Origin of the sequence: Parahaliea aestuarii (assembly GCF_008064635.1) — a bacterium.
GTDB classification, from domain to species: Bacteria; Pseudomonadota; Gammaproteobacteria; order Pseudomonadales; family Halieaceae; genus Parahaliea; species Parahaliea aestuarii.
In genome coordinates, this window is the sequence record NZ_VRYZ01000009.1 from 1 (window position 1) to 22,087 (window position 22,087).

Below are 22,087 nucleotides of genomic sequence, written 5' to 3' on the forward strand. Positions count from 1 at the left end.
CGGACACCACGGCTTCCGAGTAACAATGCAAACCCCGCGTCGCTACGCTCCGATGGGTGGCAGCTTTGCTCCGGTCCGGGTGGCAGCCTTCAAATGGAATGGGTGGCAGACTTCAGCGGTATACGCACAATCTCCTGCTGCAGGTCTTCTTCTACGGTGCGCTCCAACGCCCGGTAAAGAAATTCCGCCTGAACCGTTGCGTCAAAGAAGCGGAAGTAAACTGCATCATTGCCGGTGGCCGGCAGATCCGGCGTTGCCGGGGCGTATTGCGTGCGCTCCCGCAGCGGACTGGAGAATGCCTGCAGTACCGCTACATACTCGTTGAGCTTCGCCAGTATCACAGCTGAGACCGGTAGCACGATACCCTTGGGAGTGAAGCCCGCATTGGCGAGCACCTCGTGGATCAGGTACCGGTGGATTCGGCCGTTGCCGTCCATAAAGGGATGAATAAATACGAAACCAAACGCGATGACTGCGGCATACACTACCGGATCGAAAGTTAGTCCGGCTTTGTCGTTTTCCAGGCCAGCTGCATTGGCTGCAAGGCGGGCTTTGGCCGCGGTATCCAGCAGTCCTTGCATCAGGTCCTGCAGGTCCTCAGGCCTGGCGGGCACGAACTCGACTCGCTGGCGATAGCCCAGGTCTTCACCGACCCAGTTCTGCTGGTGGCGCCAGCAAAACTCATGGAAGCGGGGGTCGATGATGGCGTTCTGCAATTCCAGCAGGCGATCCTCAGTGAGGGGCTCTCCGGTGTCGGCCTGGCGCAGCAAGTCCGCGAAGCGTTGCGCCCGGTCGGGGGAGGGCCTTTCTCTCTCCACCTCAAAAGAAGTTTGTGTCTCTTTCAGGTAGAGGAAAGCCGCCGCCCGGCGTAGCAGGTCCTGGTCGTAACGCGCCAGTGCTTCACGGGTTCGTTGACGCAGGTCTTTGTTCACCATGGCTTTCAGGTTATCGGTCTTGCGAACCATGGGGCAGAATGCGCGTGTGCCGGGGAGATTGTTACTGACTCTGAAGCGAGGAACCCTTTCGCCCGTGCCTGACGTGAATTCCTGCTTCTGATCCACGATGTCGACGTACTTTGCTTTGGGGGGAACGGGATCATCGATGGGGAGGCGTCGCCCTGTTATCCATTCATACAGGAAGCAGCCACGCCGGGCGTAGGTGGAAGTCGGGTTCTGCAGAATCCAGTCACAGAGGACATCGGGCGAAAGCTGATCAAATAACAGGCTGAGCGCCTGCAGGTTCAGGCCCTCGTACCGCAGGGCAAACTGGAGGTGGGCAGATGCTTCCGGCTCTGGCTGGTAGTTGGGGGCAAACAGCTGCAATTGGTGCTCGCCCAGGTCCTGGCTTTGGCGTCCCTTGGTTGCACTGTCGATGTAGCAGTGCTGCCACAGACCGATCACGGGTAGCTGGTATTGCTCAATGAGCCAGCTGTATCCTGCCTTTTCTCTCATCGGACCCTTTCCGTGCTCTGTATCCTGAAAATGGACGCAGCTGGACAGAAAATGACGCCGAGTATCAGTTTTCCGTATTTTTTGCCGCTGACAACGATTCCGCGCCCAATTTTGGGACGATAGGCTACTTTGCGTTAAAAAAACAGAATCAGCGGCAAAAAATCAGAGGGTATGCGTATACCAAGCCAGGCCTGCCATCCCGGCAAGCAGCTTGAGGATGCTTGTTAGGCTTGTTCTGACCCTGACAGATGCGCCGCTGACGCGGCTCGGCGCAATCCCCTCAGGCCAGGTTCCACTTCAAATCCAGGTTCTTGTCCAGCCACAGCGACTCCAGCGCATACAGGATCTCGGTGAGTGTCTGCGGTGGTTTCAGGCGGCCGTCGTCGCCGAAGATTTCCGGGAAGTGGAAGGCGAAGCGGGTGTTGTCGTCGTAGCGGCGTACCAGTACGGCTGGCAGGTTGACGCTTTTGTCTTCGAAGGCGAGTTCGATGTCGGCCTGCAGGCCGGGGCTGGCTTCGAGGATGTCGGACTGCACGCGGATACCGGTCACGCTGAGGTCGGCGGGGCGCACAATGACGGCGCCGTGTTCGCTGCGCACGGTCACACGCAGTTGGGCCAGTTCATCGGGGCGCAATTGATCCAGGTCCAGGCGGTAGCCGCGACGCCGGTTGGCGCGGGCTTCGTTGTGGGCGCGGATGAACTCGGCGATCAGGGGCAGGTCTTCGTCGGCGATGCGGGCTTCCCGGGCGTTGTCGCCGGAGCCAATGGTGAAGGCCATGCAGTCGCCTTCGCTGCGAATACTCAGTTCTCCCGATTGAATCTGCTTCATAGTGGACCTTTTGCGCTGAACCCAGCCCGACTTATAGAGCAAGCGCGCGCGCAATGGAACCGGTGGGGGCGGCCACTACCCTAAATTGGGAAGTGGTGAACACTTCGGCCAGCCGGGGGCCGCTTTGGCGCCCCCGGCTGGCCGCAGAGGGTCAGAAGTCGTACATCAACCGCACGTAGGCGAAGCGCCCGTTGAAACCGCCCGGCGACCACTGGCTGTAGAGGTTGCCCACGCCGGCGGCGGCGTTGGGATTCTCGTCCGGGGTTTCGTCGAACAGGTTGTCGGCGCCCACCACCACGGTAAAGCCCGGGTTGTCGAAGCTGTAACCCACTTCCGCGTCCACCACGCCGTAACCGTCGTAGGGCAGGGTGTCCTCCGAGTCGTACCAGTCATCGAAGTAGCTGTAGCGGGCCATAAAGCGCCAGCCGCCCATGGTGTGATTGGCCATCACATTCCAGCGGGTCTCCGGCAGGGCCTCCTCCAGCTCCTGGATGCGCACCTCGTCGATCAGGCCGGCGACGAAGCTCTCCACCGTGGTTTCGGTCTGGTTGTAGGCCAGGTTGAAGTCGGTCACCCCGAAACTGCTGTCCATGCTGTAGGTGGCAACAACATCAAAGCCCTCGGTGTTGGTGTCGAAGCCATTGGCGAAGAAGCGGAAGGTGGAAAGGCTGTTGGCGCCGGCCACGCCCTGGGCAATCAGGGCGTCGCGCTCGGCCTCGGTCAGTTCGAAGTTCTGCGAGGTGCCCAGGCGGTCATCCACGTCGATGTTGAAGTAGTCCACGGTCACCGCAAAGCTGCCCAGTTCGAAGATCAGGCCGGCGGTGTAGTTGGTGGATTCCTCCGGGTCCAGCGGCTGGCCGCCGCGCAGTGCCGCCACCGGGCTGGTGGCGGGGATGGTGCCGTTGTTTTCCAGTTCGTTGGTGGCCAGGTTGAACTCGGTGGACACGTTGTAGGCGTTGGACTGGCCCGGTGTCGGCGCGCGGAAGCCGGTGCTCCAGGAGCCGCGCACGCCGATGGTGTCGGTGACCTGGAAGTGGGTGGCCACCTTGCCGTTGGTGGTGGTGCCGAAGTCGTCGAAGTCCTCCCAGCGCACCGCCACCGCCAGCAACCAGTTGTCGGTCACGTCGGCCTCGAGGTCGATATAGGCTGCGATGTTGGAGCGGCTCCAGTCGCCGGCGGCCAGCGGGCCGAAGCCGGGAAAGCCGTTGGACGCGGCGCTGAAGCCCTGGTCGGCCAGCGCGCCCACTTCCCAGGAAGCCTGGTCGCCGATGGTGATCTCGAATTCCTCGTCGCGCCACTCGAAGCCGCCGGCGATGTTCAGGTCCGAGGCCAGGCCGATATCCACCGGGTAGGACACATCGACGTTGAAGTTCTTCTCGAACTGGGTGTAGGCGCCGGGGTCGAACTCGGTGGGCGACTGCGGGCCGAGGGAGGCGTTGACGGTGTTGATGATGAAGAAGTCGGCGTCGTTGTAGCCCACGCTGCCGCTCACGTCCCAGGCCAGGCCGCCGTCGGTGGTGCCGCGGGCGCCGGCCACGAAGGAATAGTCCTCGGTTTCCGCGCCGAAGCTGGGGGTGAAGCCGCCGGGGAACATCTCGTTGAACACGAAACAGTCGGGGTCGTCGATCACCGCCTGCAGGCCCGCGGCGTCATCGGTGCGCAGGTTGGTGGGGCAGTTGCCTGACAGGTCGTCGGTAATGTCGCCCACCAGACGCAGGTTGTTGCCGTCGGCGTCGGTGCCGGCACCGAAAACCCCGGCGCGGGTGTCGGGGTTGCGGAAGTAGAAACCACCGGTCACTTCCTTGGAGGCGTAGTTGCCGAAGGCGTAGGCCTCGGTGTTGCCGCTCAGGTTGAGGCCGAGGTTGAAGAAGGTCTTCAGGTCCTCCTCGATTTCCGGGTTGCCCCAGATCTGGGCCGGGTCGGCCACGGCGGTGTTGCCGCCGGCGATCAGGGCGGCGGCGTCGTCGCGCTGCACGCTGCGGTTGGTGGGGTCGGACTCGCCGTATTCAAAGCTGGCGTTGACGAAGCCGTTGGCGGTAAAGGGCAGGCCGATATTGCCGGCCACCGCGTACATGGCCTCGTCACTCTCCTCGGTGTACTGGCCGTACTTGGCCTCGATGCTGCCCCCCTCGCTGTAGTCCTTGAGGATGAAGTTCACCACCCCGGCGATGGCATCCGAGCCATACTGGGCGGCGGCGCCGTCGCGCAGGACTTCCACCTGTTTCAGGGCGATGGCGGGAATCACGGAAATGTCCGGCCCCTGGGCGCCGTCGTTCACGCCGTTGCCCAGCCAGGAGATCACCGCCGCGCGGTGCCGCCGTTTGCCGTTGACCAGGACCAGGGTGTGATCCGAGGCCAGGCCGCGCATGTTCGCCGGGCGCACCACGGTGGCGGCGTCCGAGATGGGTTGGCTGTTGACGTTGTAGGAGGGCACGGTGTTGCGCAGCAGGGTGGTGAGGTCCGAGGCGCCCTGGTTGCGGAATTCGTCACCACTGAGGACGTCGATGGGGGCGGCGGAGTCGAACACCGATCGCGCCTCGCGCCGGGTGCCCGTGACGACCACCTCTTCGAGCGCGGTGTCGTCCTGGGCGTTGACCACCGGTGAATAGCCGGCGGTGAGTGTCACCTGGGCGGCGACCGCCCAGGCCAGCTTGCTGCGTCTGAAAATCTGCATAGTGAGTTCCCTACCTGAAGTTTGTTGTTTTACGTTCTTCTGGCAGGCGGCGTTCTCCGCCTGCCGGCGGTCGCCCGGGCCTCTCCGCACCCGTTGTCGGCGTCCCCACGGTTTAAACTACGCGGCTGTTGCTCGGGTTTGAAAGGTAAAAAGTGGTAAAAATCACGCCTGCGCAGGGCGCCACTTGCACCAGAATCGAATTTGTGAGCAGTTTTGGTGCCGAAGCTGGTGCGTGAAGGGTACTGGTCAGGCGAGTGGTGGCAGGGGGGGAATGCCGGACTTGGCCGGCTCACCGGCGATTTCGCGCACCAGGCGCGGCACCAGGTAGCCGGGCAGGCGGGCGGTGATGGCGGCGTGCAAGCGCTGTGCGCGCTGCTCGTCGACTTCGAAGTGGGCGGCGCCCTGTACGCGGTCCAGCAGGTGCAGGTAGTAGGGCAGGGCGCCGCGCTCGAACAGGGCCTCGCTGAGTTCGGCCAGGGCGTCCTCGCTGTCGTTGACCCCGGCCAGCAGCACGGCCTGGTTGAGCAAGGTCATGTCGCGTTCGCGAATGCGCCGGAAGGCCTGCGCCACGGCATCGTCCAACTCATTGGCGTGATTGCAGTGCACCACCATCACCGATTGCAGTCCCGGCGGGTTGAGCGCGTCCAGCAGCGCCGGTGTGACCCGGTCCGGCAGCACGATGGGCAGGCGGCTGTGAATCCGCAGCCGCTTCACGTGGGCAATGGCGGCAATGTCGGCGCACAGGGCCGCCAGGTGGTCGTCCTCGGCCACCAGCGGGTCGCCGCCGCTGAGGATGACCTCGCTGATGCTGCTGTCCTCGCGCACGTAGTCCAGCGCCTGTTGCCACTCGCGCCGGCTGTTGCGGTTGTCGGCGTAGGGAAAGTGGCGGCGGAAGCAGTAGCGGCAGTTCACCGCGCAGCCGCTGGCTACCACCAGCAGCAGGCGCCCGCGGTACTTGTGGATGATGCCGGCGCGGGGGTTGGCGCCGCCGACTTCCCCGGTGGGGTCGGGGCCAAAGCCCGGGGCCTGGGCCAATTCCCCGGCGCTGGCCAGCACCTGGCGCAGCAGGGGGTCCTGCGGGTCGCCACGGCGCATGCGCCGCACAAAGGCGCGCGGTACTTTCAGGGGGAAGTCGCGGCAGGCGGCCTCGCTCAGGCCGACCTGTTCCGGGTGCAGGTCGAGTTCCCGCAGCAGGCTGGCGCCGTCGCTGATGACCGTGCGTAACTGCTCGCGCCAGTCGGCTACCGCCGCTGCTGGCGCGCTGTGAATGATGTGCATGGTGTGTGCTGTGGTGGTGGCGGGGTTGGGGTTGCGCCGGTTGGGAGCCTTCAGCCCCTGCCGAGAGCCTTCAGCCCCTGCAGAGAGCCCTCAGCCCAGCCGGTCGCGAAGTGCGTAGAATAACATGCCTGCCACCAGTCCTGGCCAGCGCAACAGGGTGCCGCCCGGGAAGGTGTGGGAGGGCACCCGGGCCATCAGGTCGAAGCGCGTGGCGTTGCCGTGTATCGCCTCCGCCAGCAGCTTGCCCGCCAGGGTGGCGGTGGGTACGCCGTGGCCGGAAAAGCCGTGGGCGTAGAACACGCTGCCCGACAGGCGGCCGAAATCGGGCATGCGGTTCAGGGTGATGGCCAGCGTGCCGCCCCAGCCGTAGTCAATGCGGGTGTCGGCCAGCTCCGGGTAGATGCGCAGCATGTACTTGCGCACGAAGTTGCCGATGTCCGCCGGAAAGCGGCGGGTGTAGGACTCGCCGCCGCCGAACAGCAGGCGGTTGTCGGCGGACAGCTTCCAGTAGTTGATCACGAACAGGGTGTCCGACATGGAGGTGTCGTCGCGAATCAGCCGTCGCGCCAGTGCCGCGTCCAGCGGTTCGGTGGCCAGCATGTAGTTGTTGATGGGCATGATGCGCCCGGCGGTGCGCGGTTCGAGGTTTTCCAGGTAGCCGTTGCAGGCCAGCACCAGGTAGCGCGCATTGACCTGCCCCCGGTCGGTTTTCACCCGCACCCTGTCGCCTTCGCTGTAGGACAGCACGCGGCTGCCCTCAAACAGCTGCGCCCCCTCCTGCTGCGCCGCTGCGGCGAGGCCGAGGGCGTAGTTCAGCGGGTGCAGGTGGCGGCAGCCAGTGTCCAGGGTGGCGCCGTGGAAACCCTGGCCGGAGGTCATGTCCGCCAGCTCGTCGCTGTCGACGTAGCGTATCTGCTGGTAGTTGTATTCGCGGTTGAGGTGCTCCACGTGCTCGCGCAGATCGGCGGCGTCGCCCGCCTTGGAGGCGACGTGCAGGTTGCCCTGCTTCAGTTCGCAGTCGATGCCGTACTCAGCGATCAGGGCGCAGACGGTATCCACCGCCTCCAGCCCCAGGTCCCACAGGCCGTGGGCGGCGTCTCTGCCGACCCATTTTTCCAGGTCGTGCTGGTCGGCGCGCTGGCCGGTGCCCACGTGGCCACCGTTGCGGCCGGAGGCGCCCCAGCCCACCTTGTTGGCCTCCAGCAGGGCCACGCTGTAGCCCAGCTTGCGCAGGTGAATGGCGGAGGACAGGCCGGTATAGCCGCCGCCGATGATGCAGACATCCGCCTCCACCTCCCCCTGCAGGGGCGGGAAAGCGAGTTGGCGGTTGGCGCTGGCGGCATACCACGAGTCGACGTGGGCCTGGTTCTGGGGATGCTTTGTCATGTGTGAACTATAACGGTTGCCAATGTGGGCCACGGATACCACGTTAGGGTTAGCCCCCCTTGCGGCGCTGTGACGCCTTCAGGATACTCAGTGCTTTCATCACTGTGGAGTCCCCATGGACACCGACATTCAGGCGATCAAAGATTGGCTTCGCGAACACCGCATCTCCGAAGTCGAATGCCTGGTTCCGGATATGACCGGTAACGCCCGCGGCAAATTCATCCCCGCCAACCAGTTCCTCGGCCTGGGTCACCCCAAACTGCCCGAGAGCATCATGATCCAGACCGTCACCGGCGAATACTGTGACGACCACTGGGACTTTGTCGAACCCACCGACGCCGACATGATCCTCAAGCCGGATCTCTCCACCCTGCGGGTCGTGCCCTGGGCCCGCGAACCCACCGCCCAGATCATCCACGACTGCTACAAGCCGAGCGGCGAGCTGCACCCGCTGTCGTCGCGCTCGGTGCTGCGCAATATCCTCAAGTTGTATGAGAAAGAGGGCCTGAAGCCGGTGGTGGCGCCGGAGGTGGAGTTCTACCTGGTCGCCAAGAACACCGACCCGGACTACGAACTGATGCCGCCCAAGGGGCGTTCCGGCCGCCGCGAATCCGCCCGCCTGTCCTACAGCATCGATGCGGTGGCGGAGTTCGAGGACTTCGTGGAGGACATGTACGACTATGCCGACGAGCAGCAGTTGCAGGTGGACACGCTGATCCACGAGAACGGCGCGGCGCAGATGGAGATCAACTTCCTGCACGGCGACGCCCTCAAGCTGGCCGACCAGGTGTTCGTATTCAAGCGCACCGTGCGCGAGGCCGCCCACAAGTACGGCATGTACGCCACGTTCATGGCCAAGCCCATGCAGCGTGAGCCGGGCAGCGCAATGCACATCCACCAGAGCGTGGTGCGCGCCGACACCGGCGAGAACATTTTCGCCGACAAGGATGGCAACTTCACCGAGGCCTTTCTGGCTTACATCGGCGGCCTGCAGCGCTATACCCCCGAGCTGATCAGTCTCTACGCCCCGAACGTCAATTCCTACCGCCGCCTGGCGCCGGACATCGCAGCCCCCATCAACTTGAACTGGGGCATGGACAACCGCACCACGGCCTTCCGGGTACCCCACGACAAACCCGAGGCGACCCGGGTGGAAAACCGCTTCCCGGGCGCCGACGCCAACCCCTACCTGGCGATTGCCGCGACGCTGGCCAGCGGTTACCTCGGCATGAAGCTGGGGCTCAAGGCCACCGAGCCCCACCAGGGCACCGCCAACGAAGACGAAGTTGAAGTGGCGCGCACCCTGGAAGAGGGCCTGCGGCAGCTGCATGACACGCCGGAGCTGCAGGACATGTTCGGCGAGCTCTTCCTGCGCGCCTACGCCGCTGTGAAGCTGGACGAATTCGAGGAATTCAACCAGGTGATCAGCTCCTGGGAGCGCGAGCACCTGCTGCTGCAGGTGTGAGCGGGGCAAACGGGTAAGGCGGGCGGAGTGGGCGGCGTGACAGAGCAGGTAACCTTCCTTGGCAGCGATCGCCGCTTCCGTGTGTTCACCGCAGTCAAATACCTCACCTTTCTGCTGCTGAGTTTCAACATCTACCTGTTCCTGGACGAAGAGCTCACGGCGATGGAGTACACCTTCACCGGCGGCGTGGCCCTCGGCCAGATCATCCAGGTCTTTTCCACCACCATCGATACCGCGGCCTGGGTGGTTTTGCTGCTGCTGTTCGAGCTGGAAACCTCGGTACTCGACGACGCGCGCATTCGCGGCGCGGTGAAGTACGCCCTGCACGGTACGCGCCTGCTGTGCTCCGCCGCCATCGTCTACGCCTTTACCGGGTACTATGCAGATGCGCTCTCCCTGCACCAGGTGACGGCCCTGGCCACGTCAGACGCCTGCAGTTTGCTGGGGCAGGGCTTTTCCGTCATGGTGGATCACGATGATTACCTGCCGCTGGCGGCCGATAACTGCGCGAGCTTCGGGCCGGAACTGTACCGCCTGACCGGCCTCGACATCGTGACCGATGCCGGGCACCTGCACGCGGTCCAGCTACTCGGCTGGACCGATGTGATCAACGCCGGCGCCTGGATTCTGGTGGTGGCGGTGCTGGAGGTGGAGGTTCGCCTGCAACTGCGCGGCCACCTGTCCGACCGCATTATGTACGGCTCCCGCTACATCAAGTTCGTGCTTTATTTCACGCTGTTCGCCGCGGCAGCCTACTGGGGGGTGGCCGGCGACTTCCTCGACTTCTGGGACGCGGCCCTGTGGCTGTTCGCCTTCATCTTCATCGAGATGAACGTGTTCGAGTGGCAGCAGACCAGCCCGGGTTCAAGTGAACCGGGCTAGCCGCAGCCGCTGAGTCCTCTGGGGCGGACTCAGAGCTCCTCGTCCAGGCCGATGTGTTCGACGCGCGGGTATTCGCGCCACTGAAAGGTCTGGCGGTGGTCGCAGATCAGGCAGCGGTGTTCTATGTCGCCGCTCTGCGGGTGCATGTCGCCGCAGCGGGTCATCATGCCGGTGCCGCAGGCATCGCAAATGTAGTTGACCTCCACCGGTCGCACTTCGCGTTTTGTTTCGGGCATCCGTTTGTCTCCTCGATTGGGCCGCCTATGCTAGCGCGACTCCGGTATTCGAGGAAGCGCCCTTGATTAGCGGCCGGCGCCGGTTAAGCTGTGCCGGAACCCGACTGGAATGCGCCCGGTGGATACCGAACTGCTCAGAACCTTTCTCGAAGTCCGCAATACCCGGCACTTTGGCCGCGCGGCGGACAACCTCTGCATCACCCAGGCGGCGGTAAGTGCGCGTATCAAACAGCTCGAGGAGTCCCTCGGTGCGACCCTGTTCACCCGCACCCGCAACAACATCCAGCTCAGCGCCGAGGGCGAGCGCCTGGTGCCGCACGCGGAGACGGTGCTGCTGGCCCTGGCCCGGGCCCGCCACGAGGCGCAGCTGGGCGACGCCGGGCAGCGACAGCTGCGTATCGGCCTGCGCAATGGCCTGTGGGGCGACGCCCTGCAGCGCAAGCTGGCGGCCCTGCGCGACAGCGATCCGGGGCTGCGTCTCAACCTGGCCAGCCTCGAGCCGGGAGAGGCGGTGCGCAGGCTGCTGGATCGCTCCCTCGACTGCGCCCTGCTGTGCGACCCGCCGGGGCTGGCTGAACTGGACAGCCTGGCAGTGGGCGAATTCAGCCTGCGCCTGTACGGCAGCGCCGGGCGTCAGTCCCTGCGCCGGGCGATTAATGGCGACTATGTCTACATGGACTGGGGTGGCAGTTTTGCCCGCTTTCATGTGCGCCACTTCGGCGACCAGGCCCTGCCGGCCATGAGCACCAATATTGTCGAGCTGGCGCTGGCGAGTATTGCCGATGGCGGTGCCTGCTACCTGCCGGCCGGCCAGCGCCAGTCACTGGCCGGGCGCGGCCTGTTGCCGGTGCGGGGGGCGCCCGTACACACCCGGCAACTGTCGCTGGTGTTTCACCCCGAGGCCTCCCAGCGCGAGACGATAGAAGCTCTGGCCCGCCGTTTTTCAGGCTTGCGTCTGTAGCGCTTGGGGGTGGCCGGCGCCGGGTAGCAGGGGAGGGGTGCCCGTTGCGGCTGCGGGGGCAGCCGCGGGCGAATGCGGTAGGACCAGGCCCGCGGTTTAGAAGTCGTCCAGTTCCAGGTCGTAGTAACCCAGTTCTTCACGCAGGCGACGCTGTTCGAGTCGCTGCTCGGCGCGACGGCGTTTTTCCGCCAGGCGCTGCTTTTCAGTGGATGCGGGGATGAAGTCGTCATCGCTGTCCGACAAATCGGCCAATACCGGCTCGAAGAAGTCGTCCAGGTCGTCGCTGCTCGCCGTATCCTGGTTGGTGTCACCCATGGTTTATCTGCCTCCAGATGATTTTTACCACGTCATCTCGGCGCAAATATCACTCAGGGCAGGGGGTGAGTAAATCAATATTTTGTTACTGAAACGATAAATAAAAATTGTCGAACCGGTAGCGGGTGCGTAGACGGAAAACGTATTTCCATGCTGGAAATACAGCGATTTTCTCATTCACTATGAGAGGCGGAGGCCGCCGCGCCGTTGCGCCTCCTTGCGCGAGCCGGGCGGGGGCGAAGCGCCCGGTAGTCCCTGTGCCAGTGGCCGGCGCGGCGACCCCCTCTGAATGCAGGGCAAAAGCCGTGCCAGCAGCCGGTTGCGCGGCCGGTGCCGGGGATGGAGGGGAAAAGCGGGTGTCCGCCGCTGTCCGGCGGACAGGGGCGGACGCGCCTGTCAGCGGGCGCTAACGGCGGCCAGTATCAGGGCGGCGACGGTGTCGGCGCTGCCGGCACAGCCGTCCACGGTGATGTCGGCGTAGTGTTCGTAGAGCGGTGTGCGCTCGCTGAAAATATCGGCGAAGCTCTGTGCGGCGCCGCTGGCGATGCCGCGCAGGGGGGCCGCCGCGACCCGCTCCTCCAGCACCGGCAGGTCGACCCTGATATACACCACCGGCCCCGCCTCGCGCAGGCGCTGCATGATGGCCTCGCTGTAGACCACACTGCCGCCGGTTGAGATCACCGCCCTCTCCAGATCCACTTCCAGCAGCACTTCCTCTTCGATCTGGCGCAGGGCCAGGTGGCCGCGGCCGTCGACGATTTCCTGCAGGGTGGCGTCTTCGCGCAGCTGGATGGCGAGGTCGGTATCGGAGAAGGCGAGGCCGGTCAGTTTCGCCAGAATTACGCCGACGGTACTTTTGCCGGCGCCGGGCATGCCGATCAGGCTGATGGTGGAGGGCAGGTGAGGGTCGCGCATGCTGGCAGTTCCGGGCTGGGCTGTAAAAAAGGCGCCATTATCCGGCTCGGCGCCGCAGGCACAAGCCCCGCAGGGGCGGTCAGTGGGCCCAGTCGCGCTCGGCGTGGAACTGTCGCGACAGGTAGTCCATCTGGTCGGCGAGAATCCGCTCCTTGGACAGGAAGTGCCACTCCCAGATATTGGGCCGGAACGGTACCGCCAGCAGCGGCATGTGGGCCTCTTCCGGGGTGCGATCGTCCTTGGCCCAGTTACAGCGTTTGCAGGCGGCGACCACATTTTCCCAGCGGTCTAGGCCGCCGCGGGAAGTGGGCAGAACGTGGTCTCGGGTCAGTTCCGCGCGGCTGAACTGGCGCCCGCAGTAGAGACAGCGGTGGTCGTCGCGGCGGAACAGGGTGCGGTTGCACAGTGACAGGCTGAAGGTGGACACGATACGGCCCTGCAGCGCGATGATGGGTTGCAAATCGATGCGCGAACGCTGCCCGGAGAGGCGCTGGATGCCGCCGAACACCGGGGGAAGCGGATCCCCGACGCCGTATACGACATCGCCCCTGGCGTAGGCGGAAATCGCCTCCTGTGCGGTAATCCAGCCGCGGGGTTGGCCCGCAAGATCCAGTTTCAGGATGGGTTGCATGGGCTGCCACAGTAGTGGGTTTCATCCAAGCTACTGCAAATCGCGCGGTTAAACAATCACGGGAAAATGACAGTGCGCGGGACGTTCTCGAGGCGGGTCCGGGAAAGATCGCCCGGCGCGGATACAGGGGCGGTGAAAACGGCTCCCCCGGCTTGCGGGAGCCGCCTGCGGGATCAGGCGGCGTGCGCGGTGGCGGCGCTGTTGGCGCTGCGGAAATCGGCCAGGAAGGTGCTGAAGCGGGGGCTGTCTTCGGCCGCCATGCACAGCAGGTTGTGGTAGACGGAGCTGTCCAGCAGGCAGATGCACTGCTGCAGCAGGGCTTTGCCGCGAAAGGCCATCAGGTTGATACTGCGCTGGTCGGCGATATCCCAGGCCATGCGGGTCATCCACACCGCGGTGGTCGGGCGCAGGCCGAGGCCGTGACTGAGGCGGTCCTCAACGGACGCCATACGCAGTTTGGTTTTGAAAGTGCTGATCATTGCAGTCTCCATCGGGATGGGTTCAGGCAGGGTTTCAGTGTAAGAGAGAGCGCCGCATTGCCGTATTGCCAATGGCGCCAATCGCGTGGCCCCGGGCGCCACGCGTGCTATTGCTGACGGGCGCGCTAGCGGGCCTGCCAGCTGGCGCTGACCAGGCGCCTGTCGCCGTGCAGTACGTGGCCGCTGAAGGTTTCCCCGGCGCGCACTTCGCCCACGCCGGCGGGGGTGCCGGTCATGATGATGTCGCCGTCCTCCAGCGACAGAAAGCCGGCCAGCTGCTGCAGCACGGTGCGCGGCGGATACAGCATCAGGCTGATATCGCCCTTCTGCCGCAATTCGCCGTCGACCTCCAGTTCCAGGCCGAGGCCCTCCGGCGCGCCCGCGGGCAGGGGGACAAAATCGCTGAACAGGGCAGCGCCATCGAAGGCCTTGGCGCGCTCCCAGGGCAGCCCCTTCGCCTTCAGCTGGCTCTGCAGCTCGCGCCGGGTGAGGTCCAGGCCAAAGCCCACGGCGGCCAGTGCGCCACCCTCTACCACGAAGGCGAGCTCGCCCTCGTAGTGCAGGGGTTCACCGAGGCGGGATTGCAGCTCGCTGCCAATGGCGGAATTGGGCTTCAGGAAGACCACCATGTCGTCCGGTACTTCGTTGCCCAGCTCGGCGATGTGGGCGGCGTAGTTGCGGCCCACGCAGACGATCTTCGAGGGCGTGACGGTGCGCCCGTCGACAGTGACAGTATTCATCCCGGCGGTGCTCTCGCTGGCAGTGTTGGCAAGGTCATCCCGGGGGCGGCAACCCCCGGGGCGGGCGCATTCTAGCCCCGTCGCCCGGCAGCGGCAAGCGGCCCCCCGGGGGCTGCAAACGCAGCGTTCGCCGGCGTTTCAGGCGGGGAAGTGCAGGCTGATGCGGGCGCCTTCCAGAAGCTGGCTATCGCCGATGCGCAGCTCCCCGTCGTAACTGGCGGCGATGTCGCCGGCCACCGCCAGGCCGATGCCCTGGCCGGGCGCCTGGGTGTCGGCGCGGATGCCCCGGTGCCGCACTGTGTCGCGCAGGGCCGGGGCGATGCCGGGGCCGTTGTCCTCCACCGCGATTTCCAGTTCTCCCGCCTGTTGCCGGGCCAGGATGCGGACGGCACCGGCGCCGTGCTTGCAGGCGTTGTCCACCAGGTTCCCCAGCATTTCCAGCAGATCCCTTTCGTCGCCGCGAAACTGCGGTGCCCCTTCCGCCACGATTTCGAAGGTCGGCCCGCGCTCCGCATAGACCTTGGCCAGGCTGGCGCAAAGGCGCTCTGCCAGTTCCGTCACCGGCACGCTGTGTAGCAGCGCCTGTCCGCCGCCGATTCCGCGCTGCAGCTGGTAGTCGACAATGTCCTGCATGCGCTGCGCCTGCTCCCGTACCAGCGCGGGAAAGGCCGGCTGTGCCGGATCTGCGCTGGCCACCACGGCGAGCGGGGTTTTCAGGCTGTGGGCGAGGTCGGCGAGAGTGTCGCGGGCGCGCTGTCGCCGCTGTTGCTCGCCCTGCAGCAGGCGGTTGAGGTTGGTGGTGAGGGGGCGCACCTCCGCGGGGTAGGGGCCTTCGAGCCGCTCGCTGCGGCCGGCTTCGATGGCGGCGACGTCTGCCGCCAGGCGGCGCAGGGGCCCCAGGCTCCAGTACAGCACCGCCGGCAGGGTCAGGGCGAACAGGAGGGTCGAGCCCCCCAGCCAGAACCACAGGTGGCGGCGATAGGTGGCGAGATCCGCGTCCACCGCCGCGCTGCTTTCCAGCACGCTGAAGCGCAGCGGGATGTCGCGGCCCGAATCGGTTTGCCAGATGACCTGGTAGTCCAGCCGGTAGAGGTCGCCGTTGCGCCCGAAGCGGCGCTCCCCCGGGGCGAGCGGCGCGCCATCCCAGGGGGCGGCGAGGGTCAGGGCGGAGTGCGACTGCCACAGGACCTGGTTGCCGGCGCCACTGACGCGCGCGTACAGACCGGAGCTGGCCTGGTTCAGGCGCGGCTCGAGCATTTCCGTGGGCATCTGCAGGCGGCTGTCGTAGTCGGCCTGGGCCAGCAGGGTCATTACCTGTAGCTGCAGTCGTTCCGCCTGGGCGGCCTCGATACTGACCCGGTGGCTGCGCTCCAGGTACAGGCCGCTACTGCCGAGGAACAGCAGCACCAGCAACAGGCTGGCGAGCAGGATGCGGGCCGACAGCGAGTGCAGTGACGCGCTCACCGGCCGCTGCTGGCCAGGACAAAGCGATAACCGGCGCCGCGCACGGTCTCGATCGGCTTGAGGCTGCCGTCGGGGTCGAGCTTGCGGCGCAGGCGGCCCACAAAAACCTCGATGACGTTGCTGTCGCGGTCGTAGTCCTGGTCGTAGAGGTGGTCGATCAGCTCGCCCCGGCTGACCACCTCGCCGGCGCGGCCGGCCAGGTAGGCCAGGGTTTCGAACTCGAAGTGGGTCAGTTCTACCGGGCGGTTGTCACGGCTCACGCTGTGGGCGCGAAAATCGATGCGCAGGGGGCCGAACGCGGCGCGGTCGTCCGCGCGCCCGGCGGCCCGGCGCAGCAGGGCATGGGCGCGGGCCTCCAGTTCGGGCAGGTGGAAGGGCTTGGTCACATAGTCGTCGGCGCCGGCCTCCAGCCCCTCCACCTTGTCCTGCCAGTCGGAACGGGCGGTGAGAATCAGCAGCGGCAGGGTGAGGCCATCTGCGCGCCAGCCGCGCACCAGCTCCATACCCGAGCGCTGTGGCAGCCCGAGGTCGACCAGGGCGAGGTCAAAGGCGTACTCCCGCGCCAGGTAGTCCGCTTCCCGCCCGTCGGCCGCCTGCTCCACTTTCCAGCCCGCCGCCAGGAAGTGCTGCGCCAGGCGGTCCTGCAGGCGGCTGTCGTCCTCGACGATCAGCAGGCGCACCGCTCAGTCCTTCACGCTGACAGTGATCACGCGGCCGTTGTCGAGCAGCAGCCGCACGCGGTAGCCCCTGCCCTCCCGGCTGACCTTGAGCACCTTGCCGCCGTGGCGCGACTGGGCCTGGGCGGCCGCCTGCCGGGGTGACATCCCCTCCGCTTGCTGTGACTGCCCGCGCTGGCCCTGCTGCTGCCCTTTTTGCTGCCCTTTCTGGGCATGGGCCGGGCCCGGCGCCAGGCTGGTGGCCAGCAGTGCGCCGAGCAGGAAGGTGGCAAAGGTGGGGCGAAGTCGGGTGAGTCGCATGGTTGCGCCGTGGCTGGTGAGTGGATTGAAGGCTGCCGGCAGATCTTAGCGCCATACAGGAGGCGGGCAAACCGTGGCATCCATTCTGACGGCCTGAAGATAGCCGCGTGCAGATGAACAGCGCCTGAACGGCCCGCATCACGGCGCTTCGCCCCGTTCAGCTTGCGTTCATACGGCCTCACCTACTGTGGGGGCGACGTTACGGTACTGAAGGAGCTGCGTCATGAAACACCTGTTGGGCATTTTGACTCTCGGTGCACTGCTGGCCGGCGCCAGTGGCGACCTGCTGGCGGATGACCGCCATCGCGGTGACCGGGATCGCTGGCACAAGAAAGAGCATCGCGACCACCACTGGGACAAGCACTATCGCAAGCACCATGCGCCCCCGCACTGGAAGAAGCATTTTCGCGGCCCGGGCTGGTCGCGTTATCCCGGTTGGCACCGCCACGACCGCGACCGCTACCACGGCGCCTTCATCGGCCTGCCGGGGCTGAGTATTTCCCTGCGTCACTACCACGACGGCAGGGCCTGTTTCGACCGGCATGACCACCGTCACAGGCACTGACGGCGGCGCCTGGGCGGGGCGATAAAAGCAAGGGGAGACCTGGGGCCGCAAGGCCCCTTTTTTACTGACTTTTTTTGCTCACGGGCAACTCCTATACTCTGTGCTGGGGCGGCGACCGGCCGCACCGCAGGCATGGACTGGCCGCTCTGATATCCTTGGGGCGGCAACGGCAAGGGGCAGCCAAGTGGTAGACCAGAGCAATAACAAAACGGGTGATGCGCCCACCGAAACGGGTGGCGACGCCACCGAGGTCGGCAACACCGAACCCGCCGGGCAGGGAACTGTCACCGGAGCAGCGACCTCGACCGGCTTCGACCGCGCCGCGGAAATGGCGCGGGAGGCCCAGAGCCAGCAGGGGCGCCTGTTGAATGGCCGCTTTGTGCTGGAGGACATCCTCGGGCGCGGCGGCATGGGGCTGGTGTACAAGGCCCAGGATCTGCGCAAGGTAGAGGCGGAGGATCGCAATCCCTATATCGCGGTCAAGGTGCTGGGGCAGCAGTTCAGCCAGCACCCGCGGGCCTTTGTGTCGCTGCAGCAGGAGGCGGTGAAGTCGCAGAAGCTGGCCCACCCCAACATTGTCACGGTGCACGACTTCGATCGCGAGGGCGACACCATTTACATGACTATGGAGCTGCTCAAGGGAGACCCCCTCGACGCCCTCCTCAAGCTCGAAGCACCCTTCAGCAAGGAGGTGGCATTTCGCTATTTCCGCGACCTCTGCTCGGGCCTGGAATACGCCCACAAGCGCGACCTGGTGCACTCCGACTTCAAGCCCGGCAATATCTTCGTGACCACCGGCGGCACCGTCAAAATCCTCGACTTCGGCATCGCCCGGGCGGCCAACAAGAACGCCCTCAGCCACGAGTTTGACGCCGGTGAACTGGGCGCCCTGACGCCGGCCTACGCCACCGTGGAGATGGTGCGCGGTGAGCCGCCGCGTTTCAGTGACGATATCTACGCCCTGGCCTGCGTCCTCTACGTCATGCTAACCGGCGAGCATCCCTTCCAGCGCAAGAGCGCCGCCGAGGCCCGCGAGCTGGGCCTGAAACCGGCGCGGCCGGAGGGGCTGAATAACCAGGAGTGGCAGGTGCTGGCGGCGGCCCTCAGCTTCGACCCGGCCAAGCGCCCGGCGACCATCGCCGCCTTCCGCGATGCGCTGATACCGCCGCGCAAGGGCAGTGCCAAAGCCGCCATCGCCGCGGTGGTGGTACTGGCGCTGGTGGCCGGGGGCGGGATTGGCTGGCAGCAGTACCGCGCTGGCCAGGCCCAGCAGGAAACCATACAAAGCCGCCTGAAAGCTGCCCAGGACTGCTTCTTCAGTGGCGATTTCGCCTGCGCCAGCGAGAACGCCCTGGTGGCCAGGAACCTGGCGCCGGACAACCCGGAGGCCGAGCGTCTGCTGAGTGCGGCGCGCAAGGAGCAGGCCGAGCGGCAGGCGGTGGCGCAGGTGGAGGGGCGCCTGCAGGAGGCGCGGGACTGCCTGGACGCCGGCGATTTTGCCTGCGCCCGGGTCAAGGCGCGGGAAGTGCTGGCGCTGCAGGCCGGTGAACCGCGGGCGGAAGCGCTGCTGGAGCGGGCCGAGCGCGGCAGCCGGCAGCTGCAGATTGACGGCATTGTGGCGCGAGCCGAGGCCTGTCTGGGCGAGGGCGATCTAGAGTGTGCGCTGGAGTCCGCCGATGAAGCCGAGGCGGCGGGCGCCTCCAGCGCCGATCTCTACCCCCTGCGCCAGCAGGTCGAACAGCGGCAGGCGCAGTTGCAGGCCGAACAGGCGGCGCTGCAGGAGCAGGTCGCCGCCCTGCAACAGGAGGCGGAAGACTGCCTGCAAGCGTCCCGCTTCGACTGCGTGGTCGAGCGGGCGGACGCGTTGCTGGCGCTGGATGCCGGCAACACCCGCGCGGTGGAACTGAAACAGGCCTCGGCCTCCGCCCTGGCCCAGGCGCAGATGAACCAGCGCACTGCGGACACCCTGCTGGACGCCGCCCGCGACTGTCTTGCGGCGCGCAATTATAGCTGTACCATCGCCAAGTCCGAGTCGGCTTTGGCCATCGTGCCCGGCTACGGGCCGGCGCGTGAACTGGTGCAGCAGGCCGAGAGCGCCCAGAGCGCCGCGAAAAGGAAGATTTCGATTGAGTGAGCTATGTTTGAGGTATGTGCAGAGGCCACAGGAGGTGCCGTATGCGTAGATTGAAACCCCTTAGCCTGTGTTGCTGTGCGCTGCTTTGCGCCGGCTATGTCAGTGGTGCCAATGCGGATTTTTTCAGCCGCCTGAAGGATGTGGTGGAGGACACGGCCAAGCGCACCACCGAGGCCATCATTGTCCAGAAAACCCAGGAAATCATCCGCGACATGATCATCGGCTACACCTCGGTGCAGACCAAAACGCCCGAGGAAGTGAACCGCGACTATGAAAAAGAAACCGGCTCGCGGCCGGTGAATACCACTGTGTCTGCCTATCGCACCGAAATCCTGCCCGGCGATGCGGTCAGCCCCGGCACCAAAGTGAAGGTGAAATCCTACATCGAGGTGGTGGAGGGCAGCAGTGGCAAGCCGGTGGTGCTGGAGGAGCGCCTGACCATCTGGGACAACGAGGACAACACTATCGCCCTCAAGGCCATGACCAAGGAGGCCGGTGAGCGCGGGGGTGGCTTTACCGGGGAGTTCAGCTTCACCCTGCCCGACGGCCTGCCCCAGGGTGTTTACCCGGTCAGTTCCGACCTGATGCTGAATGGCGAGCTGGTGGGCGACAAGCGGCACAGCCTGCAGCTGGTATTCCTCGCCGGCGAGACTCCGCAGCTGCTGGCGCTGGCGCCTGTCGCAGGCCGCTAGCCTACCCTACTGGCGCCGGTTCTCGCGGCGCCAGTTCCAGGGCGCCTGCGGATTGCCCCGGGCCCAGAGTCCCAGGCGCTGCTGCCGCGCGGCTTGCTCCGCCGCTTCCAGCGCCCGCTCGTGGGGCGCGTGGTGGCGATACCACCAGGCATGCCCGCTGGCCACCTGGGCCAGGTTGAGGTTGTTGTCGCCGACGTAGACGGTGCCCACAGCGCGCCCGTAGTCATCCCGGTCCACCACCACCACCCCGGCCTGGCGCTGGTAGGCGAGCCTGTCCAGGGACTCGCGGGCGGCGCGGCCGCCATCCTGAGCCAGTTCCGGGCTGTCGATGCCGTACAGGCGGATTTTGTGCTGCTCGCCGCTGCTGTCCAGCAGCGACAGGGTGTCGCCGTCGCTGACGCGCACCACCCGCCCGCCCAGGTCGAAACGGGGTAGCGGGTCGCCCTCGCGGCGCTGGCCCTGCTGTTCCAGCGCGTCGGAGGCCTGGCGCCAGCCGGCGTCGGAGCGGTTGAGGGTTTCTCTGGCCTGTTCCAGTAACTGCTGTGGCCAGCTGATCTCGCCGCGGGTGGCGAGTTGCAGGGCGCTGACCGCCAGCGCCAGGAACAACAGGTTGCGCAGGCCGCGGGTCCAGGGCGCCCGGGCGAAGGATTTGCGGCTGCCGCGGCGCTGGCGGCGAAAGGGTGGTCGGGGCATGCAGTGTGTCTGTCCGGGTCGGGCCTGCGGGCATCATACCCCAGTGCGCAACAACTCAGAGGCCCGGCACCTTGATCGCCGACAGATCGATGCGGTAGGCGCCGGGCTCCAGGCTGCGGCGAATCAGCAGGGGCTCGTCGTTGTCCGCTTCGCTCTGCAGGTCGACCACCCGCGGCGCGGCCAGGCTCCGTTTGCCGTCGTCCAGCAGCAGCATCACCTTGGGCTTGAGGCGGCGCACGCGGCTCTCGGCCACCACCACGCCCACCTCGCCGGAGCTCAATTCCACCAGCGTGCCGGCGGGGTAGACACCGATGGCCTTGATAAAGGACTCCACCAGCTCGGCCTGGAATTTGATGTCGCGCAACTCGTAGAGGGTGCGAATCGCCGCCGAGGGGCTCATGGCCCGGGCGTAGGGTCGCTCGCTGGTCAGCGAGCCGTAGGTGTCGACAATGCCGGCTACCCGCGCCACCGGCGGGATCTCGTCGCCTTTCAGGCCCGCCGGGTAGCCGCTGCCATCGTAGCGCTCGTGGTGATGGGCGACCATGTCGACCACATCCTGGTTGAGAATACCGCTCGCGTTGAGAATATCCTGGCCATAGCTGACATGCCGGCGCACTTCCCGGACTTCGTCCGGCTTGAGTTTGCGATTGGCTTTCAGGACCTTCGGGTCGATGCGCAATTTGCCCACATCCATCAGCATGGCGCCCATGGCCAGCGAGCGCAGGTCGGTGCGCGGCAGGCCCAGTTCGCGGCCCAGGGTGACGGCCCAGATGGCGGTGCTCAGGGCCTTGTGGTAGCTGTACTCGTCGTGATGTTTGAGTCGGGTGATCCACAGGCAGGCGTCGGGGTTGCGGCTGACGCTGCCGATCAGGGGCTCCACCGCGCGCTTCAGTTGGGCCGCGCGGATCTTGCCGCGTTCGTTGACCTGCTCGAACACCTGCCACAGGTCTTCTACCAGTGTGTCCAGCGCCGCCACGGCGCGCGGGTGCTCTTCCTCGAAGTTGCTGTCGTCGCGGTAGGGCGCGAGGTCGCGCCCCTTGAAGATATGCGACACCGCCTGCCGCTTGCGACCCTTGCCCAGCTTGCTTTGCAGGGAGCTTTCGCCCTGCCGGCTCTTGCGTGCATCCACCATGACGTAGGTGCAGAAGTTGCGCAGTTGCTCGATCTGCTGTTGGTTCTCGATCTGGAAGCCCTGGATGGGAAAGGGGGTTTCCAGCCAGGAGCGATCCAGCGCGCTGACATACATCCCCTGCTCCAGATCCTTGGTCAACACTTTTATGGTTGTCAGCATACGGTTTCCAGCCCCTCACCCACTGTGCA

The 22,087-nt window shown here is 65.8% G+C and carries 22 protein-coding genes; 6 read left to right on the forward strand and 16 right to left on the reverse strand.

What is annotated here, in order from left to right:
* Positions 1-89: 89 nt before the first annotated feature.
* From FVW59_RS17455 to FVW59_RS17475, 5 genes are all read right to left on the reverse strand, one after another.
* Positions 90-1,451 carry a Fic family protein gene (locus tag FVW59_RS17455; protein WP_148065665.1) on the reverse strand — a complete coding sequence of 454 codons (1,362 nt, stop codon included), beginning with the start codon at positions 1,449-1,451 and terminating at the stop codon, positions 90-92.
* 280 nt (positions 1,452-1,731) lie between these two features.
* Positions 1,732-2,280 (reverse strand): PilZ domain-containing protein, encoded by a 549-nt coding sequence (locus tag FVW59_RS17460; RefSeq protein ID WP_148065666.1) that lies wholly within the window; start codon positions 2,278-2,280, stop codon positions 1,732-1,734.
* Positions 2,281-2,431: 151 nt separating this feature from the next.
* Positions 2,432-4,954, reverse strand: a complete 2,523-nt coding sequence (locus FVW59_RS17465; RefSeq protein WP_148065667.1) for a TonB-dependent receptor plug domain-containing protein — start codon at positions 4,952-4,954, stop codon at positions 2,432-2,434.
* A gap of 246 nt (positions 4,955-5,200) precedes the next feature.
* Positions 5,201-6,232, reverse strand: coding sequence for an EF-P beta-lysylation protein EpmB (epmB, locus tag FVW59_RS17470; protein WP_148065668.1), 1,032 nt, complete (start codon positions 6,230-6,232; stop codon positions 5,201-5,203).
* Between the two features lie 90 nt (positions 6,233-6,322).
* Positions 6,323-7,618 carry an NAD(P)/FAD-dependent oxidoreductase gene (locus tag FVW59_RS17475; protein ID WP_148065669.1) on the reverse strand — a complete coding sequence of 432 codons (1,296 nt, stop codon included), beginning with the start codon at positions 7,616-7,618 and terminating at the stop codon, positions 6,323-6,325.
* A 115-nt stretch (positions 7,619-7,733) separates the two neighbouring features.
* Between FVW59_RS17475 and FVW59_RS17480 the strand changes: the two genes are divergently transcribed.
* Complete coding sequence (locus FVW59_RS17480) at positions 7,734-9,083, forward strand: glutamine synthetase family protein (protein ID WP_148065670.1); 1,350 nt, start codon at positions 7,734-7,736, stop codon at positions 9,081-9,083.
* Between the two features lie 36 nt (positions 9,084-9,119).
* Positions 9,120-9,965, forward strand: coding sequence for a hypothetical protein (locus tag FVW59_RS17485; RefSeq protein ID WP_148065671.1), 846 nt, complete (start codon positions 9,120-9,122; stop codon positions 9,963-9,965).
* Between the two features lie 29 nt (positions 9,966-9,994).
* Here FVW59_RS17485 and FVW59_RS17490 read toward each other — a convergent pair whose 3' ends face one another.
* Positions 9,995-10,201: a type II citrate synthase gene (locus FVW59_RS17490; protein ID WP_148065672.1), complete on the reverse strand. Its 207-nt coding sequence runs from the start codon at positions 10,199-10,201 to the stop codon at positions 9,995-9,997.
* Positions 10,202-10,319: 118 nt separating this feature from the next.
* On the opposite strand from FVW59_RS17490, the gene FVW59_RS17495 reads away from it, so the two are divergent.
* Positions 10,320-11,162 carry a LysR family transcriptional regulator gene (locus FVW59_RS17495; protein WP_187275956.1) on the forward strand — a complete coding sequence of 281 codons (843 nt, stop codon included), beginning with the start codon at positions 10,320-10,322 and terminating at the stop codon, positions 11,160-11,162.
* 96 nt (positions 11,163-11,258) lie between these two features.
* Here the strand turns inward: FVW59_RS17495 and FVW59_RS17500 are convergent, their stop codons facing one another.
* From FVW59_RS17500 to FVW59_RS17535, 8 genes are all read right to left on the reverse strand, one after another.
* Complete coding sequence (locus FVW59_RS17500; protein WP_148065674.1) at positions 11,259-11,477, reverse strand: PA3496 family putative envelope integrity protein; 219 nt, start codon at positions 11,475-11,477, stop codon at positions 11,259-11,261.
* A gap of 396 nt (positions 11,478-11,873) precedes the next feature.
* Positions 11,874-12,392: a shikimate kinase gene (locus tag FVW59_RS17505; RefSeq protein WP_148065675.1), complete on the reverse strand. Its 519-nt coding sequence runs from the start codon at positions 12,390-12,392 to the stop codon at positions 11,874-11,876.
* Between the two features lie 79 nt (positions 12,393-12,471).
* A complete protein-coding gene (locus FVW59_RS17510) occupies positions 12,472-13,023 on the reverse strand; it encodes an HNH endonuclease (protein ID WP_148065676.1) in 552 nt (183 codons plus the stop codon).
* Between the two features lie 173 nt (positions 13,024-13,196).
* Positions 13,197-13,502, reverse strand: a complete 306-nt coding sequence (locus FVW59_RS17515) for a hypothetical protein (protein WP_148065677.1) — start codon at positions 13,500-13,502, stop codon at positions 13,197-13,199.
* A 125-nt stretch (positions 13,503-13,627) separates the two neighbouring features.
* Complete coding sequence (locus FVW59_RS17520) at positions 13,628-14,242, reverse strand: fumarylacetoacetate hydrolase family protein (RefSeq protein ID WP_148065678.1); 615 nt, start codon at positions 14,240-14,242, stop codon at positions 13,628-13,630.
* Positions 14,243-14,380: 138 nt separating this feature from the next.
* Positions 14,381-15,706: an ATP-binding protein gene (locus tag FVW59_RS17525; RefSeq protein WP_148065679.1), complete on the reverse strand. Its 1,326-nt coding sequence runs from the start codon at positions 15,704-15,706 to the stop codon at positions 14,381-14,383.
* Positions 15,703-16,386, reverse strand: a complete 684-nt coding sequence (locus FVW59_RS17530; protein WP_148065680.1) for a response regulator transcription factor — start codon at positions 16,384-16,386, stop codon at positions 15,703-15,705. Before FVW59_RS17530 ends, FVW59_RS17525 begins: the two co-directional genes overlap by 4 nt.
* Positions 16,387-16,389: 3 nt before the next feature.
* Positions 16,390-16,683, reverse strand: coding sequence for a PepSY domain-containing protein (locus tag FVW59_RS17535; RefSeq protein ID WP_148065681.1), 294 nt, complete (start codon positions 16,681-16,683; stop codon positions 16,390-16,392).
* 223 nt (positions 16,684-16,906) lie between these two features.
* Between FVW59_RS17535 and FVW59_RS17540 the strand changes: the two genes are divergently transcribed.
* The 3 genes from FVW59_RS17540 (at position 16,907) to FVW59_RS17550 (ending at position 20,074) form a co-directional block, all read left to right on the forward strand.
* Positions 16,907-17,248 carry a hypothetical protein gene (locus FVW59_RS17540; RefSeq protein ID WP_148065682.1) on the forward strand — a complete coding sequence of 114 codons (342 nt, stop codon included), beginning with the start codon at positions 16,907-16,909 and terminating at the stop codon, positions 17,246-17,248.
* Between the two features lie 184 nt (positions 17,249-17,432).
* Positions 17,433-19,382, forward strand: coding sequence for a serine/threonine-protein kinase (locus FVW59_RS17545; protein ID WP_148065683.1), 1,950 nt, complete (start codon positions 17,433-17,435; stop codon positions 19,380-19,382).
* A 41-nt stretch (positions 19,383-19,423) separates the two neighbouring features.
* A complete protein-coding gene (locus FVW59_RS17550; RefSeq protein WP_148065684.1) occupies positions 19,424-20,074 on the forward strand; it encodes a hypothetical protein in 651 nt (216 codons plus the stop codon).
* A gap of 6 nt (positions 20,075-20,080) precedes the next feature.
* Here the strand turns inward: FVW59_RS17550 and FVW59_RS17555 are convergent, their stop codons facing one another.
* Positions 20,081-20,767, reverse strand: a complete 687-nt coding sequence (locus tag FVW59_RS17555) for a thermonuclease family protein (protein WP_148065685.1) — start codon at positions 20,765-20,767, stop codon at positions 20,081-20,083.
* A 55-nt stretch (positions 20,768-20,822) separates the two neighbouring features.
* Positions 20,823-22,058: an HD-GYP domain-containing protein gene (locus tag FVW59_RS17560; RefSeq protein ID WP_148065686.1), complete on the reverse strand. Its 1,236-nt coding sequence runs from the start codon at positions 22,056-22,058 to the stop codon at positions 20,823-20,825.
* Positions 22,059-22,087 lie beyond the last annotated feature (29 nt).

Bases quoted from the DNA above. Each gene is read 5' to 3' on its own strand.
- FVW59_RS17490 (WP_148065672.1), bottom strand. From the start codon at position 10,201: ATGCCCGAAACAAAACGCGAAGTGCGACCGGTGGAGGTCAACTACATT.
- FVW59_RS17535 (WP_148065681.1), bottom strand. From the start codon at position 16,683: ATGCGACTCACCCGACTTCGCCCCACCTTTGCCACCTTCCTGCTCGGC.
- FVW59_RS17540 (WP_148065682.1), top strand. From the start codon at position 16,907: ATGAAACACCTGTTGGGCATTTTGACTCTCGGTGCACTGCTGGCCGGC.
- FVW59_RS17505 (WP_148065675.1), bottom strand. From the start codon at position 12,392: ATGCGCGACCCTCACCTGCCCTCCACCATCAGCCTGATCGGCATGCCC.
- FVW59_RS17550 (WP_148065684.1), top strand. From the start codon at position 19,424: ATGCGTAGATTGAAACCCCTTAGCCTGTGTTGCTGTGCGCTGCTTTGC.
- FVW59_RS17460 (WP_148065666.1), bottom strand. From the start codon at position 2,280: ATGAAGCAGATTCAATCGGGAGAACTGAGTATTCGCAGCGAAGGCGAC.
- FVW59_RS17475 (WP_148065669.1), bottom strand. From the start codon at position 7,618: ATGACAAAGCATCCCCAGAACCAGGCCCACGTCGACTCGTGGTATGCC.
- FVW59_RS17560 (WP_148065686.1), bottom strand. From the start codon at position 22,058: ATGCTGACAACCATAAAAGTGTTGACCAAGGATCTGGAGCAGGGGATG.
- epmB (WP_148065668.1), bottom strand. From the start codon at position 6,232: ATGCACATCATTCACAGCGCGCCAGCAGCGGCGGTAGCCGACTGGCGC.
- FVW59_RS17510 (WP_148065676.1), bottom strand. From the start codon at position 13,023: ATGCAACCCATCCTGAAACTGGATCTTGCGGGCCAACCCCGCGGCTGG.
- FVW59_RS17500 (WP_148065674.1), bottom strand. From the start codon at position 11,477: ATGGGTGACACCAACCAGGATACGGCGAGCAGCGACGACCTGGACGAC.
- FVW59_RS17555 (WP_148065685.1), bottom strand. From the start codon at position 20,767: ATGCCCCGACCACCCTTTCGCCGCCAGCGCCGCGGCAGCCGCAAATCC.
- FVW59_RS17520 (WP_148065678.1), bottom strand. From the start codon at position 14,242: ATGAATACTGTCACTGTCGACGGGCGCACCGTCACGCCCTCGAAGATC.
- FVW59_RS17455 (WP_148065665.1), bottom strand. From the start codon at position 1,451: ATGAGAGAAAAGGCAGGATACAGCTGGCTCATTGAGCAATACCAGCTA.
- FVW59_RS17480 (WP_148065670.1), top strand. From the start codon at position 7,734: ATGGACACCGACATTCAGGCGATCAAAGATTGGCTTCGCGAACACCGC.
- FVW59_RS17465 (WP_148065667.1), bottom strand. From the start codon at position 4,954: ATGCAGATTTTCAGACGCAGCAAGCTGGCCTGGGCGGTCGCCGCCCAG.
- FVW59_RS17515 (WP_148065677.1), bottom strand. From the start codon at position 13,502: ATGATCAGCACTTTCAAAACCAAACTGCGTATGGCGTCCGTTGAGGAC.